We start from the raw sequence: 17,447 nt of genomic DNA, 5'->3' as shown, positions 1-17,447 counted from the left end.
ATCACGCAAATGACACGCTGTAACGGCAACGCCCTAGGGCGTTGAGATCAATGCCCGGTCAGCACCAATTCGTTTACCGGCATCAGGATCAGGCGCAAGCGCAGGCCCGCGGCGTGGACCACGCCGATTGTGTCGACCACGTGCAAAAAGGCCTTGTGCCAGAAGCCCAGGCTTTCATCCTCAAGCTTGTGATGGTTGTCGGTGTAGACATTGGCCAGACAGTTACTGCCTGGTGGGATGTCATCCGACATGCCTTTGTAGAGCGGCTCCAGATAGACAAGGATCGACCCCGGGACTGTGTTATTCTGCACATCGCGCAGCTCGTCCGAGGGGCGGATCTGACCCGATGGGATGACATCCTGCACTTCAACCACGACCATTGGCATCACGGTGAACGGTTTGGTCATGCAGCCAAGTTCGGCGATCATGCCGGGCTTGATAACCTGCGCCGAGAGCTGGCTGAACGCGGCCTGAAACCGATCGTGACCGGAATTTGAGGGCACCAGAATTCCCGCAGGGCGCAGCAGCGGGCTGACATAGTCGCCCACCTGCAGGCCAAACTGTTCAACCCGACCGGTCACTCCGGCATTGATCACTGTTTTGTCCAGCTCGGTCAGGGCCGCATCGAGCTGGGCGTTTGCACTGACCAGCTGGGCCGGGATCAGTTCTTCGATCTGTTGTGTAACCGCGGCGCGCTGAGCTTGAGCCGCGGTAACCTGGGCCTGGCGCTCAGCCACCAGGTTTTCCAACCTGTCGATTTCCGCCAATCGCACCGCGCTGGAGCCTTCGTCCCGCAAGGTCGTGTTCCGCTCCAGATCCTCTAGTGCCTGGTCCAGCGATGCCTTGGCACCGGCGATCCCTGCCTCAGCCTCGGCAAGATCGGTTTGCGCAACTTTCAACGACGCCTGAACCTGCGCAATCTGTGCATGAGCGGATTCGACCTGTGCCTTTTGCGTATAATCCTCGATCCGGAAGATCGGCTGCCCGGCAACTACGGTTTCGTTGTTGCGCACATAAACCTCTGACACCCGTCCACCCAACTGAGGCAGGATCGTCACCGTCCGGAAATACGACGCAGCGGTGCTGCTTGAAGGGTGGAAATAAAAGAGTGTCGTAATCACGGTCAGGGCCAGAATGGCGCAAGTTGTCAGGCCCCAACGCAGTTCATACCACATGGTGAACAGCGTAATCTCGTGCCCAATTCGTTTTCCCTGAACAAAGCGGCGATACAGATAATCAGGCAGCACCGTGATCAGGGCGCAGAGCATTGTTTCAATCATGGCTTACTGCTCCTGCCCTTCATTGATTTCCGGGGCAGGCGCAGCGGGTACAGGAGCCTCGGGCACCGGTTCGGGGGTCGGTGGTTGACCCAAACCCTTGATCGCATCGGCGATATTTCGAAGCGGGGTCGCAAAGTCGGGGAACTGGAACCCGGCGACCAAGATGGCAGCGATCCAGAAAATCCCGTTATGTGTGAACAAGGCCAGCAACGCCAGAATACCCACCAACTGAAACTGAGGGTGGTTGTTTTCATGGGCCATTTTTTCTGGCACCGAGTGCAACGTGAGGTATCCGACCCCAATCAGCACCACCAGAACGACGAAGAAGATAACCATCGCGGTAAAGAGATAATCGCTGCCATCAGCTGCGACGACATATTTGGGAATATGCCCTGTGGCCATTGGATGAAGGTCTGCGGCGTTCACCTTGCTCTCCTGTTCGTTTTGATACTTCTTTGACCGGGTTGAAGCCCAAATTCAAGGCTGCTTATAGTTTCGCAGCTTATGAGACCATCAATTGAAGACCACGGGAAACAAGATGCAATCCATTGATCAGCACCACACGCGCATTGAAGGAACCGCCAGCTATGATTGATTTTCTGGTCATCGGTGGCGGAATCGCCGGGATAAGTGCAGGTGCGCGCCTGTCCGCGCACGGAAAAGTCACTGTATTAGAGGCCGAAGACGCCCTGGGCTATCATGCCTCGGGGCGATCGGCTGCCTTGTTTGAACCCAATTACGGTCCAGCCTCTGTCAATGCGCTCAGCCGCGCGGGCGAGGCTTTTTTGCGCTCTGAGGCGGGTGGCTATCTGACGCCGCGTGGGCTGATGCTGCTGGGGCGGTCGGATCAGGCTGACCTGTTTCACAGCGATCTTGCCGGTTTTGGAATGCCACAGATCACGGTAGAGCAAGCGATTGAACGGGTTCCGATCCTCAACCCCGAAGCCGTTGCTTTTGCAGGATTAACCTCTTCAGCTCTCGACATCGACACCGACCGGTTGATCCAGGATTTTGCCCGCACCATCCGCGCCAATGGCGGCTCGGTTTTCACCCGACAAAAAGTGACCGAGATTCGCAAGGCAAAGGATTGGATTGTCAAAGCGACCGAAGAATTCACTGCGAAAATCCTGGTCAATGCAGCCGGGCCCTGGGTAGACGAAGTCGCCGCGATGGCGGGTATCGATCCGATCGGCATTTCGCCGCGCCGCAGATCAATCGCCAGGATCCCGGCCCCTGCCGGGCATGATCTGAGGCATTGGCCCTTGATGATCGGTGCAGGTGAAAGTTGGTACGCAAAGCCTGACGCCGGCAAGCTTCTTGTTTCACCCGCCGAGGCGGAACCGACAACTCCGCATGATGCCTATGCAGATGACATGGTACTGGCCGAAGGATTGGCCAGATATGAGGAAATGGTGTCTGAACCGGTCACCCGTGTTGAAAGCAACTGGGCAGGGCTGCGCAGCTTCGCGCCAGATGGAACATTGGTTCTGGGCCCGGACCCACAGGATGCGTCTTTCGTCTGGTCTGCTGGACAGGGTGGATACGGGTTCCAGACCGCGCCCGCCGCATCGCAATTGGTTGCGGACCTTACGGTTGGCGACCCGACGGCGCTGGATCGTGCGATTGTTGACCAGCTCCGCCTGGAAAGGCTGCGGTGATGACAAACCGAAAACTGCCCTCAAGCGCCAACGTTGCGACCAAGGGCAATGGTTCACGGCTGGTCGCACCCGCTGCGACGCGCAATGGGCAGGTGCTGGCTGATCTTGTCGCGCGGATCGCCCCAGAAAACGGCCTTGCATTGGAACTCGCCAGCGGTACTGGCCAGCATGTGCGCCAATTCGCCCAGCGCTGCTCAGATCTGCATTGGCACCCCTCTGAGGTAGAGGCCGAAAGGCTGACAAGTATCAAAGCCTACACCGATGACCTGCCTAACGTCGCCAATGCCGTATATCTCGATGCATTGGCAAATGGTTGGCACAAGACCTACGGCAATATGGACCTGATCGTTCTGATCAACTTGCTGCACCTGATCAGTTTTCCCGAAGTTGAGCGCCTGATCACCGAAGCAGCTCTCGCTTTGAACTCAAATGGCACCTTGTTGCTTTACGGCCCGTTCAAGCGAGACGGAAAGCTGACCAGCGATGGCGATAGGCGTTTTCATGACGCGTTGGTGGGACAGAACCCGGATATCGGGTACAAAAATGATACCGATATCGCGCATCTGTTGCACGCGAACGGACTGGAAATTCAGGAAATCGTTGAAATGCCTGCAAACAATCTGGCATTTTTGGCCAAAAATCCGGATTTCTGAGTCAAAATTCCAAATTTAGGCGTGGCGGCGGCCAAAACCTGGCCACCGCCGTCAATTGTCACCCGTCTTTGCGGATAACTTCGTTTTTCGGATCGTACGGGCTGTCGCAGGTCACGACCGCATCCCACAACTGATCCAGCATCTTAACCTTCAACTTCGTGCCTTCGATCGCCAGTTCAGGTTTCACATAACCCATGCCGATGGATTTCTCGAAAGCAACCGAATAGCCCCCCGATGTCAGACGACCCACACGCTCACCTTCCGGGGTGTAAAGCGCCTCGCGGCCCCACGGATCGGCATCTTCTGGGCCGTCGATCAGCAGTGTACAGCATTTGACGCGCACGCCGGTCTCTTCCAGTTTGGTTTTGCCGTGGAAATCCTTCGACAGATCGACAAAACGCGGCAGGTCAGCCTCAAGCGGGGTCGCATCGCGACCTAATTCAGTGCCGAAGGCGCGATAGGATTTCTCCTGCCGCAGCCAGTTCTGGGCGCGGGCGCCAACCAGCTTCATGCCGTGCTTCTCGCCCGCTTTTTCCAGCAGATCGAACAGGTAGTTCTGCATCTCGATCGGATGGTGCAATTCCCAGCCCAACTCACCGGTATAGGCCACACGGATCGCGTTCACTGGGCACATGCCCAGTTCGATCTGTCGCGCTGACAACCAAGGGAAACGCTTGTTGGACAGAGCGGTGTCCGGATCGGCGTCCTTGATAACCTCTTTCAGAACGTCACGCGACTTGGGGCCCGCGATGGCGAAGACGCCCCACTGAGTGGTTACATCCTGGATTTCGATGTAACCGAACTCCTCCATCTTGTCCTCGGCCGCCTTGCGCAGATAGTCGGCGTCATACTCAGTCCAGGCACCAGCAGAGACGATGTAGTAGTTGTTCTCGGCATTGCGGACGATGGTGTATTCGGTGCGGGTGGTACCGTGCGAGGTCAGCGCGTAGGTCAGGTTGATGCGACCGACCTTGGGCAGCTTGTTGCAGGTGAACCAATCCAGGAACTGAGTCGCTCCGGGGCCTTTGACGACATGCTTAGTGAAGGCCGACGCGTCGATCAGGCCCACACCTTCGCGGATCGCCTTGGCTTCTTCGACGGCGTATTGCCACCAGCCACCGCGGCGGAACGACCGGCTTTCCTTGTCGAAATTGTCTGGTGCATCCAGAGGGCCGAAATAGTTCGGACGTTCCCAGCCGTTCACCCAGCCGAACTGTGCACCACGCGCCTTCTGGCGATCATAGGCCGGAACGGTCCGCAGAGGACGGCAGGCTTCACGTTCTTCATCCGGGTGATGCAGGATGTAGACGTGCTCATAGCACTCTTCGTTCTTGCGCGCCGCAAATTCGGTGGTCATCCAGTGGGACGAGTACCGTTTGGGGTCCAGCGAGGCCATGTCGATCTCGGCTTCCCCATCGACCATCATCTGCGCCAGATAGTAACCTGTGCCGCCCGCCGCAGTGATCCCGAACGAGAAGCCTTCGGCCAACCACAAATTGCGCAGACCCGGAGCCGGACCAACCAGCGGGTTGCCGTCAGGCGTATAGCAGATCGGGCCATTGAAATCGTCTTTGAGGCCCGATTCAGCACAGGACGGCACGCGTTCGGCCATTGCCATATACTGATCCGCGATTCGGTCGATATCCAGCGGGAACAGATCGGCACGGAAGCTGTCCGGTACGCCGTGTTCAAACTGCGCAGGCGCGCCATGTTCATAGATGCCCAAAATCCAGCCGCCACGCTCTTCGCGCGCATAGGATTCGTTGTCGGCGTCGCGCACAACGGGGTGTTCCGGGTTTCCTGCTTCGCGCCATTTGACCAGCTCGGGGTCTTTGTCCATGACGATGAATGTGTGCTCTACCGGAATCGCGGGCATTTTGATGCCCAGCATTTTGGCAGTGCGCTGTGCGTGGTTGCCCGATGCAGTCACGACATGCTCGGCGGTGATTACCACTTGCTCATCTGACGGCACCAGATTGCCGCCTTTTTCAACCATTTTGGTGCAGGTGACTTCCCAATGGGTGCCGTTCCAGTGGAACGCATCGGCCTGCATCTTGCGCACGATTTCCACGCCACGCTGACGGGCGCCCTTGGCCATCGCCTGCGTCACGTCTGCGGGGTTAATGTAACCATCTTCGGTGTGATAGATCGCGCCTTTCAGGTCACCGGTCTCGATCAACGGCCAGCGCTCTTTAATCTGGTCTGGTGTCAGCCATTCGTAGGCGACATCGCAGGTCTCGGCGGTCGAGGCATAGAGCATGTACTCGTCCATACGCTCTTGCGTCTGCGCCATGCGCAGATTGCCAACCACGGCAAAACCCGCGTTCAGGCCCGTCTCTTCCTCAAGCGTCTTATAGAAATCGACTGAGTATTTGTGGATGTGGGTCGTCGCGTAGGACATGTTGAACAGCGGCAGCAGACCGGCGGCGTGCCAGGTGGACCCGGATGTCAGTTCGTCCCGCTCGATCAGCATCACATCGTCCCAACCCGCTTTGGCCAGGTGATAGGCGATTGATGTCCCGACGGCGCCGCCGCCAACGACCAATGCTTTGACTTGGGTTTTCATAGGCCCGTTCTCCGGATTGAAACTGTTTGGCAAGGGTTATGCCCAACCTCGGGTCAATCCGCCAAGTCCATCCGACCCAATTGCGCACAAAACCGACGCGAAGATAAAACAATCGACCGCCTCAGCGCGCGCCGGGCACAAGGAAGCCCGGACAAAGCGAAACACAGCGCCCTTTAGACGATCTTGCCGGGGTTCATGATGTTGCCAGGGTCCAGCGCGACCTTGATTGCCGCCATATAGGTAACGGCTGCGCCAAGTTCTTTCTGCAGATAAGGCCGCTTGCCCTGGCCAATCCCGTGTTCGCCGGTGCAGGTCCCTTCCATCGAGATCGCCAGATCGTTCAACCATCCGACGAATAGGTCGGCATTGCAAACCTCGTCGGGGTTTTCCATGTCGATCAAGAGAAGCGTGTGGAAATTCCCATCCCCGACATGGCCCACAATCGGGGCCAACAGGCCCAGTTCGGCGGCTTTGGCCTGTGTTTGGCCAACACATTCGGCCAGACGTGAAATCGGCACACAGACATCCGTGGAAATGCCCCGCGCGCCAGGGCGCAGTTGCAGGCACGCCCAGTACATATCATGGCGCGCTTGCCATAGTTTGTTTCGCTCTTCCACGGTTGAGGTGGAGGCAAAATCCGAACCGCCAAACTCTTCTGCGATCTGGCCAAATGTCTCGGCCTGTTCCGTTGCACCGCTTTCCGAGCCGTGAAACTCCAGCAACAGCAACGGTGTTTCGGGCAAAGACAGGCCTGAATAGGCGTTCGCCGCCTGAACCGACATCTCATCCAGCAACTCGATCCGGGCAACAGGAATGCCATATTGGATCGTCATCATCACCGCCTGACAGGCCGCATCGACAGTGGGGAATGAACACCTGGCCGAGGTTATCGCCTCGGGGATGCCCTGCAAGCGCAGTGTCAGTTCGGTTATGATCCCCAAAGTGCCTTCAGCCCCGATCAGAAGGCGCGCCATATCATATCCGGCGGACGATTTCTTGGCCCTATGCCCTGTGCGGATGATCTGACCATCCGGCATAACGGCTTCGAGGCTGAGGACATTGTCTTTCATCGTCCCATATCGCACCGCGTTGGTCCCCGAGGCACGCGTGGCGGCCATGCCGCCCAAAGACGCATTGGCCCCGGGATCGATTGGGAAAAACAGGCCCTGATCGCGCAGATGCTGGTTGAGGTCCTGACGGGTCACGCCAGGCTGAACCACGCAATCCAGATCGCTGGCATGAACGGCCAGCACCTTGTTCATCTGACTCAGGTCCACGGATACCCCACCGGCAGGTGCGTTCACATGACCTTCCAGCGACGTGCCGGTTCCAAAGGCAATGACTGGCACCTTATGCGCGGCGCAGGTCTTTACGATTTCCGAAACCTCATCGGTCGTATGCGGAAACACCACCGCATCCGGGCTTTGGTTTTCAATCCAGGTGGTTGTATGACCATGCTGTTCGCGCACCGAGACGCCGGTCTGCAGCCGATCCCCGAACCGCTGTTTCAGAATGCCGATTGCGGTTTCGATACCCGCCTCGTTCCTCGGCAAGGCATGCGCCTGAACCATCGCTGATCTCCTGTCGTTTTGGGCTTAAATCATCGCGGGAACGACCTGATCGGGTGGGCGGTGCCCATCCTCAAAAGTCTTGATATTGATGATCACTTTCTCACCCATCTCGATGCGACCCTCCAGCGTGGCCGATCCCATATGCGGCAACAACACAACATTTGGCAGCTGCCTAAGGCGGGGGTTCACATCGGTTCCGTTCTCATAAACATCCAAACCGGCGCCCGCGATCTCACCAACCCGGATCATGCGCGTGAGGGCATTTTCGTCAATCACCTCGCCGCGCGACGTATTCACGATTACCGCCGAAGGTTTCATCAATTTCAGCCGGCGCGCATTCATCAGATGGAAGGTCGACGGCGTCGAGGGACAATTGATCGAGATGACGTCCATGCGAGCGACCATCTGATCCAGACTGTCCCAATAGGTCGCCTCAAGATCATGTTCGATCTCGGTGCGCAGACGGCGGCGGTTGTGGTAATGCACCTGCATCCCAAAGGCGCTGGCGCGGCGGGCCACGGCCTGACCGATCCGTCCCATTCCCAGAATACCCAACCGGCGACCGCCCACACGGCCGCCCAGCAAAGCCGTCGGCGCCCATCCGGTCCAGTCGCCCTTTTGCATCAGGCTCAGCCCTTCGGGGATGCGACGCGTCACGGCCAGGATCAGTGCCATGGTCATGTCTGCCGTGTCGTCGGTCAGAACTCCCGGCGTGTTTGACACCAGAATGCCGCGCTGCCGGGCAGTGGCCACATCGATGTTGTCGACACCCGCGCCATAGTTCGCAATCAGGCGCAGCTTGTCGCCCGCCTGCCCCAAAATCCCACCATCAATCGTGTCGGTAATCGTGGGCACCAGCACGTCGGCATCCTTGACAGCCGCGGTCAATTCTTCGCGAGTCATCGGCGTGTCGTCGGTGCGCAAGCGCACGTCAAAAAGCTCGCTCAGGCGGGTTTCTACGGCTTCCGGCAACCGTCGCGTTACGACAACACTCAGACGTTCTCTTGGCACTTCGGTCCTCCTACCGCTTTGCAATCAGATGCACGCCATGGCATCGTGGCGCAGGATCAGACGGGGCACAAGAACCCCGGTGACATTGACGCAACCTTTTTTCGAAGCACGACAAACAGGCGCAAGAGCAGACAGGCAGTGAGTGCTATTTTTTCGGTGAAACGCCAGTGTCTGGCGATCATGTCCGTGGTATTGGCCACGCTCATCGTGCTGCCCGCCAGTGCGCAGGATCAGCGCGGCCAGGTCACAAACCTTCCGATCCCACGTTTTGTGTCGATGAAAGCCGCCGAGGGCAATGTGCGCCGCGGACCGTCCCTGACCCATCGAATCGACTGGGTATTCAAACGCCGGGGCATGCCGCTGCAAATCACCGCCGAATACGGCAACTGGCGCAAAGTTCAGGATCGCGACGGGGCCGGAGGCTGGGTGCATTACGCGCTGCTATCCGGCGTTCGAACGGTGCTGATCGAAACTGACATGTTGCCGGTCTACGCCACGCCCGACCCGAAATCGCAGGTCAACGCACATTTTGAAACCGGCGTTGTCGCCCGCCTGGGCACATGTACACCGGACTGGTGCAAGGTCACCGCAGGCGGGTATCGCGGCTGGACACTAAAAAGCAACCTCTGGGGGGTCGACCCTGCCGAAATCCGGGAGTAACCGGCCTAGGCTTCGGCCCCACGCTCGGCCAGCTCTTTATCCAGCAAAAGCAGGTTCCACCGATCACCGCTGGCCGCCTTGGCCTTGTCCAAAATCGTCGTGAACAGATCCTCTTCTTCGATCTGTTCCGCCAGAAACCAGTTCAGCATATTCTGGGTGCTGTATTCCTTGACGCTATGCGCAAGCTCGAACAAAGCGTTGATTTGCCCTGTCACGGTTTTTTCCTGGGACAATGCCTGTTCCAGCACGTCCACCGGCGAGGTGTAATCCGCCTGCGGTTTGGCGATGCCTTCAATTTCGATCCGACCGCCCCGCTTGGCCATAAAATCGAAGATCCGCATCGCATGCGTGCCCTCTTCGGCTGAATGGCCCCGGAACCAGCTTGCAAATCCCGGCAGATCCTGGCCTTCGAAATAGGCCGCCATCGCGAGATAAGTATATGAGGCGTGAAGCTCGTTATTGATCTGCTTGTTGAGCGCCTCTGCGACATCGGGATGCAGGTTCATCGCGTGCTCCTTTTTCGGTTGTCTGAATATGACACCAAGTTAGGTGCCCCGCACCAGCATCGCAATGACGCAGATCAGGTTTTCTTTCGCATTAACATAGCTTTATGGGCAATAACCTGCGACTGAAACGCAACTGCAGCGCTGCACGCACCTATTTGCGCGAAATTCCAGCGGTTTACCCAAGGCACTGGTCTTCACGGCAATCATCGCTAGTGTGGCGACAATCGGGAAAGAGAGTTGCCATGAAAGCTGTCACATACACTGAATTCGGATCGGCGTCAGATGTCCTGCACATCCAGGAACTGCCATCTATCCCGCCCGGCCCCGGTGAGGTCGTGGTCGATCTGGCGTTTTCAGGGGTGAACCCATCCGATGTGAAAGCCCGCTCAGGCTCGCGCCCCGGGGTAACGCGCCCGGCCTTTCCCGTGGTCATACCGCACAGCGATGGCGCAGGCGTCATCTCGTCAGTGGGACCAGGCGTGCCCTCTGACCGCATCGGGCAACGTGTCTGGATCTGGAATGGGCAATGGAAGCGGGCTTTTGGCACCGCTGCTGAACAGATCACCCTGCCCGCCGATCAGGCCGTCCCCCTGCCCGACAAGATCGAGCTTGAGACCGGCGCGATTCTCGGCATTCCGGGCCTGACAGCAAGCCATGTCGTGTTCTCAGGCGGCGATCCGAATAGTCAAACCCTATTGATTCACGGAGGCTCCGGCACCGTCGGCTATCTCGCGGTTCAACTTGCCCGTTGGGCCGGTGCCCGCGTGATCGCCACCGCCAGCCCGCGCAATTTCGACCGCGTCCGCGATGTCGGTGCGGATGTCGTAATCGACTACAACGCCCCGGATCTGCCCGAGCAGATCCTCGCTGCCAATCAGGGCAAGCCAATCTCACGAATCGTGGATGTGGAATTCGGCCCAAATATCGAAACCAACAGCGCTGTTGTCGCTGAAAACGGGCGCATTAACGCCTATGGCTCGGCGCTGGATATGTCGCCGACCCTGCCCTTCTACCCTTTGCTGTACAAGGCCGTTACCATCGAGATCGCGCTGGTCTATCTGCTGCCCGCCCAAGCTCGGAAAATCGCCGTCGAGCGATTGCATACCGCTCTCGTATCCGAAGCATTGAAATGCCCGATAGAGCAGGTGCTGCCACTGCAATCCTGCGCCAATGCGCATGATGCGGTCACTGCGGGCAAGCGCAGCGGAGCAATTCTTTTGGCAACCACCTGAAAGCCAATTTGAGAAATTTGCCGACCAGTCGAAATTTTGCTCGAAAAGCCCTTGAACACCTCGAGCAACAATCGTAGACAGCCGCTCACCGTTGGGGTGTAGCCAAGTGGTAAGGCAGCGGTTTTTGGTACCGTGTATCGTAGGTTCGAATCCTACCACCCCAGCCATGATTTTCCCGAAAATCACGCGCTGAGCATTTGGCCGCCTATTACCTTTTGTTTTCAGAAGGTTACCATCCGGCTATCTCAGGTGAGACTCAATATTGCGCGCAACAATGGTTGATTTAGGGCCGCAGTCTCAGTTCGCGATTCCGACGGTACGAGTTTGGTGACTTTGGGAGGGGCTTTAGATCAGAGCGCAGCGAACTGATTGTACTGTTCTGACCAGATAGCCGGAAAGTTCGACTTGATTAGGTAATCTGTGGTCAGGCCGTCAGGCTGTTCGCCTGCAGCGATGGCATCCAGAACCTCAGGCGACAGCATTGCCAGATCGACCACATCCTGCACCCGGCGTTTGGAGGTGCCTTCTTCTTCTGCTATCTCAGAAAACGTTCTGCCATCAATAATCATCGCCAACCACTGGCGCGCTTTGATGACATTGCGGACAAGTATTTGATCGATGTCAGGAGGTGCATCGCCAAGATGCAGTTTCAGCTCCACACCTCTGCGGCGCATCCGGAATGGCGCTTCGATCGTTAGTTTCCCGGCATCGACCTGGTCCGCCCTGCACTCGATCATCCGGGCCAATACCTGTAGATCCAGCTGCACCGTCAGGGACCCATGTCGCAGATCTGCCTGCGCAATCAGGTCGAGGCATTTCCTGGCGGACTGGCAATCTCTGAGATGCTCCGTTGCTGAAGCGATTTCGGTCGCCGACATATCCGGTGCCATTGATGTCACGGCGTTCGGTCGCTTCAGATATTGCCTGATCACTTCCGCCAATACGTTTTCAAGCTGCTCTGCAGGCAGCCGCCACGCATCCGGATGCTTCTGACTGCGATCAGTCACCAGGCGTCCGGAGATGTAGTAACGCAAGCGCTTTCCATTTTTCCGACTATGACTGGGTGTCAGCCGATCTCCGGTCTCATCAAAAAGCTTTCCGGCCAGCAGCGATCGCTTTGCTTTCTGCTTTACGCCACGCTCTCTTGCCGCACCATCCTTCAGTAGTTGTTGCACACGCTCCCATACTGCCGGGTTAATGATGGCAGGGTGCTGCCCCTCATGAACCTGACCCTTATGCCGGATGCGGCCAGCATAGATTGGGTTGCTGAGCAGATGATGGATGTGTCCCCGGTCAAAGAGTTTACCGCCTGTCACGCATCCGTTCGGGCGTTCCCGGCGGCGCGAACGGAGACCCAAAGAATTCGCGTGTTCTTTCACATCAAGAACGCTCTGATGCTCCAGATAGAGATCGTAGAGCGCCTTGACGATCTCAGCCTCTTCTTCATTGATTTTCAACGTTCGCCCATCTGCCTGGTACCCAAGTGGAACGTTCCCGCCCATCCAAAGACCCTTGCGCTTTGAGGCGGCGATCTTGTCCCGGATACGTTCGGCGGTAACTTCCCGTTCGAACTGAGCGAAGCTGAGCAACACGTTGAGTGTCAGGCGCCCCATACTGGTAGACGTATTGAAGGACTGGGTAACGGACACGAAAGACGCGTCTGCCGCATCCAGGCGTTCAACCAGCTTTGCGAAGTCTGCCAGCGAACGAGTCAACCGGTCGATCTTGTAGACAACAATCTGATCAACACGATTATCATCTACAGCCTGCATCAGCCGCTGCAGAGCTGGGCGATCTAGATGACCGCCCGAGATACCGCCATCGTCATAATGATCCGGCAGAAGTTCCCAACCCTCGTGCTTCTGGCTGGCGACATAAGCTTCGCAGGCTTCCCGCTGAGCATCCAGCGAATTGAAATCCTGATCCAACCCCTCCTCCGAGCTTTTCCTCGTGTAAATGGCGCAGCGGGTACGTCGCATCACTGAACCCCGAAGAAGCGCGGGCCTGACCAGTGCGCTCCGGTGATGTGCTTTGCGATAGCCGACAGAGAGCGCCAGGTTTTGCCATCCATAACGAACCCGCCTGCGACTACTTCAATCTGATAGGTGCGACCGTTCCACTCCCGCACCAGATGTGATCCCGGTTTCAGAGCAGTTGGTGGTGCTTTTCCCAACGCGATGTTCTGCAGTCGACGTTCTGTCTTCACAGTCAACCCACCCAGTTCCCGGTTTTGATGCTCCCAGATCAGTACCCGTTTCATAAATTGTGGGGACAGGTATTTTGGCGGCGGCCGACCGAACGTTTTCCGCCATCGGTCAAGACAGCCGGGGCGGTCCAGATTTTCGATGTCACAGAATACCTTCGCAAGGTTGCGATCCGCGTGAGTAGGATGCATGGCGATCACACCCTCTTCACGATCCGGTAGACCGTACCTTTGTCAGATCCAGATCGCTCAACAATATGTCCCGCCTTCCGCATCATCGAAATCGCCGAGCGTGCGGAATGCGGTTGCCAGCCATAGGCTTTCTGAATCTCTGCAATCGTGGCACCGGCCTTGCGGGAAAGCAGTTTCAGCAACTGTTGCTGACGCGTCAGGTTGTTCCGGACAGGCTTGACGGGCAGTGTTTTGATTTCTGTATCAGGTGAAGTTGTCATTGATCTCTCCACTTAGCGGTCACAGGCTGATCCTGAGCCCTGTACTAAGTGGAGCCCGGCTGTACCGGGCGAATCTTGACCGTCGTCAGTACCGCTTCCGAACGGCCCAAAGTCCAGTTGTTAACGATAATATAGGGGCGGAAACCGGAAGTTCGCTGCAGGTGCCAACGATTCTTTGTGCTGGCATTGAAGCGGACCTTCAGACAGCCAAGTGTGTGAACAACTGAACGTGAGTGACGGAACCACGAAATTGCGTTCTTGTTCATCAGAGAACCACATTTTTTGCTTGGTTAAATAGATACAACAGTATTGGATTACTCTCGTCGGTAGATAGTCAAAGTAGTAAAGTGAAAAGTGATGTACAATATCGCTCAGTCTCTAGTTGGTTGACGTAAAGCGAGAACCAGCAGATCCGACGCCGGTCGCATCCAAGTATTCGGGCCAGTTGTCGGACACCCCTGTTTCCAGGCCATCGTTCTTTACGCTCCTCTGAGCCGAATTGCTTTCACTTTGAACATGCTGTACGCGGATTGCCCGGCAAACGCTCTGACAGACTTTGGAACACTGCGTACAATACCGGTATCATAAGAAGGCCGAGGGTACTGTCGATGATCATGCCTGCAAAGACTGGATAGCCGATAGACACCCGGCCCGCCGCGCCCGCACCGCTGGCCAGCATCAGCGGCAGCACGCCCATGATAAAGCATAGGCCCGTCATCGTGACCGGCCGGAACCGCATGTGGGCGGCCTTGATCGCCGCATCATCAATAGACATTCCGTCATTGCGCCGCATGTTATGAGCAAATTCGACAACCATGATGGCCTTCTTTGCGGCGAGGCCGATCAACAGAACGATCCCAATCTGTGCGTAGATATTGTTGTTGATGTTGGGGATGAATTGCAGCGGAATGAGCGCGCCCAGAACCGCAAAGATGGTGGACGCCATGATCGCAAGGGGCAAAATCCAGCTTTCATATTGGGCGACCATAAACAAATAGGCAAAAACCACCGCAAGCGCCAGGATAATGAGGACGAGGTCGCCGGCTTGGACCTCCTGCAGTGATACGTCCGTCCACTCTAGGATGTAGCCTTCGGGCAGGGTGCTCGCGGCGACCTGCTCAACCAGTGCGATGCCTTCGCCAGAGCTGACCCCCGTTTGCAGCTGGGTACTGATCGATGCTGAATTGAACAAGTTGTAGCGATAAAGGATCTCGGCCCCCAGTTGCGGCTTGACGGTCACGAATGCCCGCAGCGGCAGCGCGGTGCCTGACGCATTCTTGACATACACTCCTTCAATCTCATCCAACGATTGCCGGTGTTTTGCATCTGCTGACATAACCACCCAATAGACCCGGCCGCCGCGCACGAAATTGTTCACGTACAGTGACCCAAAACTTGCCTGCAGAGCGGTGAAAATCTTGCTGACATCCACTTGCAGCGCTTCGGCCCGGTCTCGGTCGATATCTAGGAAATACTGGGGTGCATTGGCTGACATGGAGCTGTAGGCTTGCTGCACTTGAGGCTGTTTCATCAATGCGGCAAGCAAGCCGTTTTTAACCGCATCAAACTCCTGCACGTCATGGGACTGCAGATCCAGTAGTTGTGCCGACAGGCCGCCTGCCTGCCCGACGCCGGAAATAGCAGGCAGTGGGAAAACAAACGAGGTCGCCTCTGGTCTTGTCGCGAGAATATCGTTCAGGGCGAACATGATGTTATACCACTGGGTTTCCTTGGATTTCCTCTCGTCCCATGGATCGAGCAGCATCACCAACATGCCTACATTGGACTTGTCCCCAGCGATCAGGCTGAACCCTGCAACCGACGTCACCGAAGCAACTCCGGGGTGCTGTTTGACCTGTTCGCCGATGTCCAGCAATACCTCTTCGGTGCGCTGAAGCGATGCACCATCGGGCAGGGTGATGCTGGCAAAGAGAACGCCGTTGTCTTCGGGCGGGATAAACCCGGTGGGTGTGTTCAGGAACAGATACACGGTTCCGGCCACAACGCCAGCGTATAGGATCAGGCACAGGGCCTTGAACCTCAGCGTGAGCCTGACCAATGCCACGTAGACATCCCGGCATCGGTTGATCGCTTTGGGTACGATGCGGGCAATCCCTTTGGGATGCCCAGTTTTACAACTTAGAAACTGAGCGCACAGTACCGGGCCTAGCGTGAGGGCGTTTATTGCAGAAAGGGTGAAGGCAAAGGTGATTGTTAGGGCGAATTGAAGGTAGATGCGGCCTGTAATGCCCGGAAAGAAGCAGACCGGTATGAACACGGCGGCCAGAACAAAAGTTGTTGCGATGATCGGTCGCGTAACTTGCGACATGGCCTTGAGCGTTGCCTCGCGCGGCTCCAGACCGTCTTCTTCCATGATCCGTTCGGTGTTTTCGATGATGATGATCGCATCATCAATCACCAGAGTGATGGCCAGCACCAAAGCAAAAAGAGTGATCATATTGGCGCTGAACCCAATCAGGTAAATGAGCGCAATCGTCCCCAGAAGGGACACAGGGATGGCGACCGCTGGGATGATCGTGGCGCGTATGCTCAGCAAGAACACAAAGGTCACGGTAACAACGATGGCGGCTGTTATGGCCAGGGTTGTGATTATCTCTTCGATCGACTGACGCACCGCGTCGGTCACGTCATAGGCAAGGATGTATTCGACATCATCGGGGAATTGTTGGGCCAGTTTTTCGATCTCGGTCTGTACGGCTGTAGAGACATCGATTGCGTTGGCTCCGCTTTCCTGAAAAATCGCAAGGATCGCGGAAGGCTGACCGTTGTAATAGGCCATGGCGGAATAGTTCTCGGCGCCTAATTCGATGCGGGCAATGTCCTTAAGACGCACAAATGAACCGTCATCCTGCGCTTGAACAATGATGTTCTCGAACTGTTTTGGATCGTCCAACAGGCCTTGAGCATCCAATGTGAACTGAAACGCAGTCGTTTCATCGTCGAATGGGGCCGCGCCGATCTGCCCTGCTGCGGCTTCGATATTTTGTGCCTGTATCGCTGATTCCACGTCAGTGGCATCAATGTTAAGGGCCGCCATCTGATCCGTGTCCAGCCAGATCCTCATGGAATAGTTCAACTGACCAAACTGCGTTGTTGCACCCACTCCGTCAATGCGGCTGAGAGGGTCTTGCAGGAAATCCGCCGAATAGTTGCTCAGAAACAGTTGATCGTAAGTTTTATTGGGCGATACCAGATTAATCACCTGCAGCATGTTGCTGTTCTGCTTCGAGGTGGAAATCCCTTGCTGAGTCACCGTCTGGGGCAGAAGCGCTGTGGCCAGCGCGACGCGGTTTTGCACATTTACCGCGGCAATATCCGGGTCGGTGTTAATATCGAAAGTGATTGTCAGACTGTATGTACCTTCGCTCGACGACGAGGAGGACATGTAGATCATGCCCTCAACTCCGTTCACTTCTTCTTCGATAGGTGTTGCCACAGCATCCCGGATCAGAGCAGCATTAGCGCCGGGATAGCTCGCTGTGACCTGGATCTGTGGCGGAGCGATTGACGGGAACTCGGCGATGGGCACCAATCGGGTCGCGATGGCACCCAGCAGAACAATAATCACAGCCAGAACAATGGCAAAGTTCGGACGATCAATGAAGAATTTGGATAGCATATTAAGGACTACGGC

General features: G+C 56.7%; 14 protein-coding genes and 1 tRNA gene. 5 read left to right on the top strand and 10 right to left on the bottom strand.

Going from position 1 to position 17,447, the window contains the following annotated elements:
* Positions 1 to 47: 47 nt before the first annotated feature.
* Together ACR0AG_RS00395 and ACR0AG_RS00390 are read right to left on the bottom strand one after the other, a co-directional pair.
* Positions 48 to 1,280, bottom strand: coding sequence for an HlyD family secretion protein (locus ACR0AG_RS00395; protein ID WP_480835276.1), 1,233 nt, complete (start codon positions 1,278 to 1,280; stop codon positions 48 to 50).
* 3 nt (positions 1,281 to 1,283) lie between these two features.
* A complete protein-coding gene (locus ACR0AG_RS00390; RefSeq protein ID WP_480835274.1) occupies positions 1,284 to 1,706 on the bottom strand; it encodes a hypothetical protein in 423 nt (140 codons plus the stop codon).
* A 161-nt stretch (positions 1,707 to 1,867) separates the two neighbouring features.
* On the opposite strand from ACR0AG_RS00390, the gene ACR0AG_RS00385 reads away from it, so the two are divergent.
* Both ACR0AG_RS00385 and ACR0AG_RS00380 read left to right on the top strand, forming a co-directional pair.
* On the top strand, positions 1,868 to 2,938 hold the full coding sequence (locus tag ACR0AG_RS00385) for an NAD(P)/FAD-dependent oxidoreductase (protein WP_480835272.1): 1,071 nt from the start codon (positions 1,868 to 1,870) through the stop codon (positions 2,936 to 2,938).
* Positions 2,938 to 3,591, top strand: coding sequence for a DUF938 domain-containing protein (locus tag ACR0AG_RS00380; RefSeq protein WP_480835270.1), 654 nt, complete (start codon positions 2,938 to 2,940; stop codon positions 3,589 to 3,591). Before ACR0AG_RS00385 ends, ACR0AG_RS00380 begins: the two co-directional genes overlap by 1 nt.
* Positions 3,592 to 3,649: 58 nt before the next feature.
* Here ACR0AG_RS00380 and ACR0AG_RS00375 read toward each other — a convergent pair whose 3' ends face one another.
* The 3 genes from ACR0AG_RS00375 to ACR0AG_RS00365 all read right to left on the bottom strand — a co-directional run bounded on the left by ACR0AG_RS00375 (position 3,650) and on the right by ACR0AG_RS00365 (position 8,739).
* Positions 3,650 to 6,157: a GcvT family protein gene (locus ACR0AG_RS00375; protein ID WP_480835268.1), complete on the bottom strand. Its 2,508-nt coding sequence runs from the start codon at positions 6,155 to 6,157 to the stop codon at positions 3,650 to 3,652.
* Between the two features lie 173 nt (positions 6,158 to 6,330).
* Positions 6,331 to 7,728, bottom strand: coding sequence for an FAD-binding oxidoreductase (locus ACR0AG_RS00370; RefSeq protein ID WP_480835266.1), 1,398 nt, complete (start codon positions 7,726 to 7,728; stop codon positions 6,331 to 6,333).
* Positions 7,729 to 7,752: 24 nt separating this feature from the next.
* Positions 7,753 to 8,739: a 2-hydroxyacid dehydrogenase gene (locus ACR0AG_RS00365; protein WP_480835264.1), complete on the bottom strand. Its 987-nt coding sequence runs from the start codon at positions 8,737 to 8,739 to the stop codon at positions 7,753 to 7,755.
* Positions 8,740 to 8,919: 180 nt separating this feature from the next.
* Here ACR0AG_RS00365 and ACR0AG_RS00360 point away from each other — a divergent pair, with 180 nt between their 5' ends.
* Positions 8,920 to 9,399 (top strand): SH3 domain-containing protein, encoded by a 480-nt coding sequence (locus ACR0AG_RS00360; protein ID WP_480836842.1) that lies wholly within the window; start codon positions 8,920 to 8,922, stop codon positions 9,397 to 9,399.
* Between the two features lie 5 nt (positions 9,400 to 9,404).
* Here ACR0AG_RS00360 and ACR0AG_RS00355 read toward each other — a convergent pair whose 3' ends face one another.
* Complete coding sequence (locus ACR0AG_RS00355; protein WP_480835262.1) at positions 9,405 to 9,905, bottom strand: ferritin; 501 nt, start codon at positions 9,903 to 9,905, stop codon at positions 9,405 to 9,407.
* A 242-nt stretch (positions 9,906 to 10,147) separates the two neighbouring features.
* Between ACR0AG_RS00355 and ACR0AG_RS00350 the strand changes: the two genes are divergently transcribed.
* Both ACR0AG_RS00350 and ACR0AG_RS00345 read left to right on the top strand, forming a co-directional pair.
* Positions 10,148 to 11,137 carry an NADPH:quinone reductase gene (locus ACR0AG_RS00350; protein WP_480835260.1) on the top strand — a complete coding sequence of 330 codons (990 nt, stop codon included), beginning with the start codon at positions 10,148 to 10,150 and terminating at the stop codon, positions 11,135 to 11,137.
* A 92-nt stretch (positions 11,138 to 11,229) separates the two neighbouring features.
* Positions 11,230 to 11,304 (top strand) — tRNA-Gln (locus ACR0AG_RS00345).
* A 183-nt stretch (positions 11,305 to 11,487) separates the two neighbouring features.
* Here the strand turns inward: ACR0AG_RS00345 and ACR0AG_RS00340 are convergent.
* From ACR0AG_RS00340 to ACR0AG_RS00325, 4 genes are all read right to left on the bottom strand, one after another.
* Complete coding sequence (locus tag ACR0AG_RS00340) at positions 11,488 to 13,116, bottom strand: recombinase family protein (RefSeq protein ID WP_480835258.1); 1,629 nt, start codon at positions 13,114 to 13,116, stop codon at positions 11,488 to 11,490.
* On the bottom strand, positions 13,116 to 13,532 hold the full coding sequence (locus tag ACR0AG_RS00335) for a DUF2924 domain-containing protein (protein WP_480836840.1): 417 nt from the start codon (positions 13,530 to 13,532) through the stop codon (positions 13,116 to 13,118). Before ACR0AG_RS00335 ends, ACR0AG_RS00340 begins: the two co-directional genes overlap by 1 nt.
* Positions 13,533 to 13,537: 5 nt before the next feature.
* Complete coding sequence (locus ACR0AG_RS00330) at positions 13,538 to 13,792, bottom strand: DUF3489 domain-containing protein (RefSeq protein WP_480835256.1); 255 nt, start codon at positions 13,790 to 13,792, stop codon at positions 13,538 to 13,540.
* A gap of 505 nt (positions 13,793 to 14,297) precedes the next feature.
* On the bottom strand, positions 14,298 to 17,432 hold the full coding sequence (locus tag ACR0AG_RS00325; protein ID WP_480835254.1) for an efflux RND transporter permease subunit: 3,135 nt from the start codon (positions 17,430 to 17,432) through the stop codon (positions 14,298 to 14,300).
* Positions 17,433 to 17,447: the final 15 nt, after the last annotated feature.

The organism is Ruegeria sp. H6 (assembly GCF_056532975.1).
This window is presented reverse-complemented; position numbering and strand designations above follow the sequence as displayed.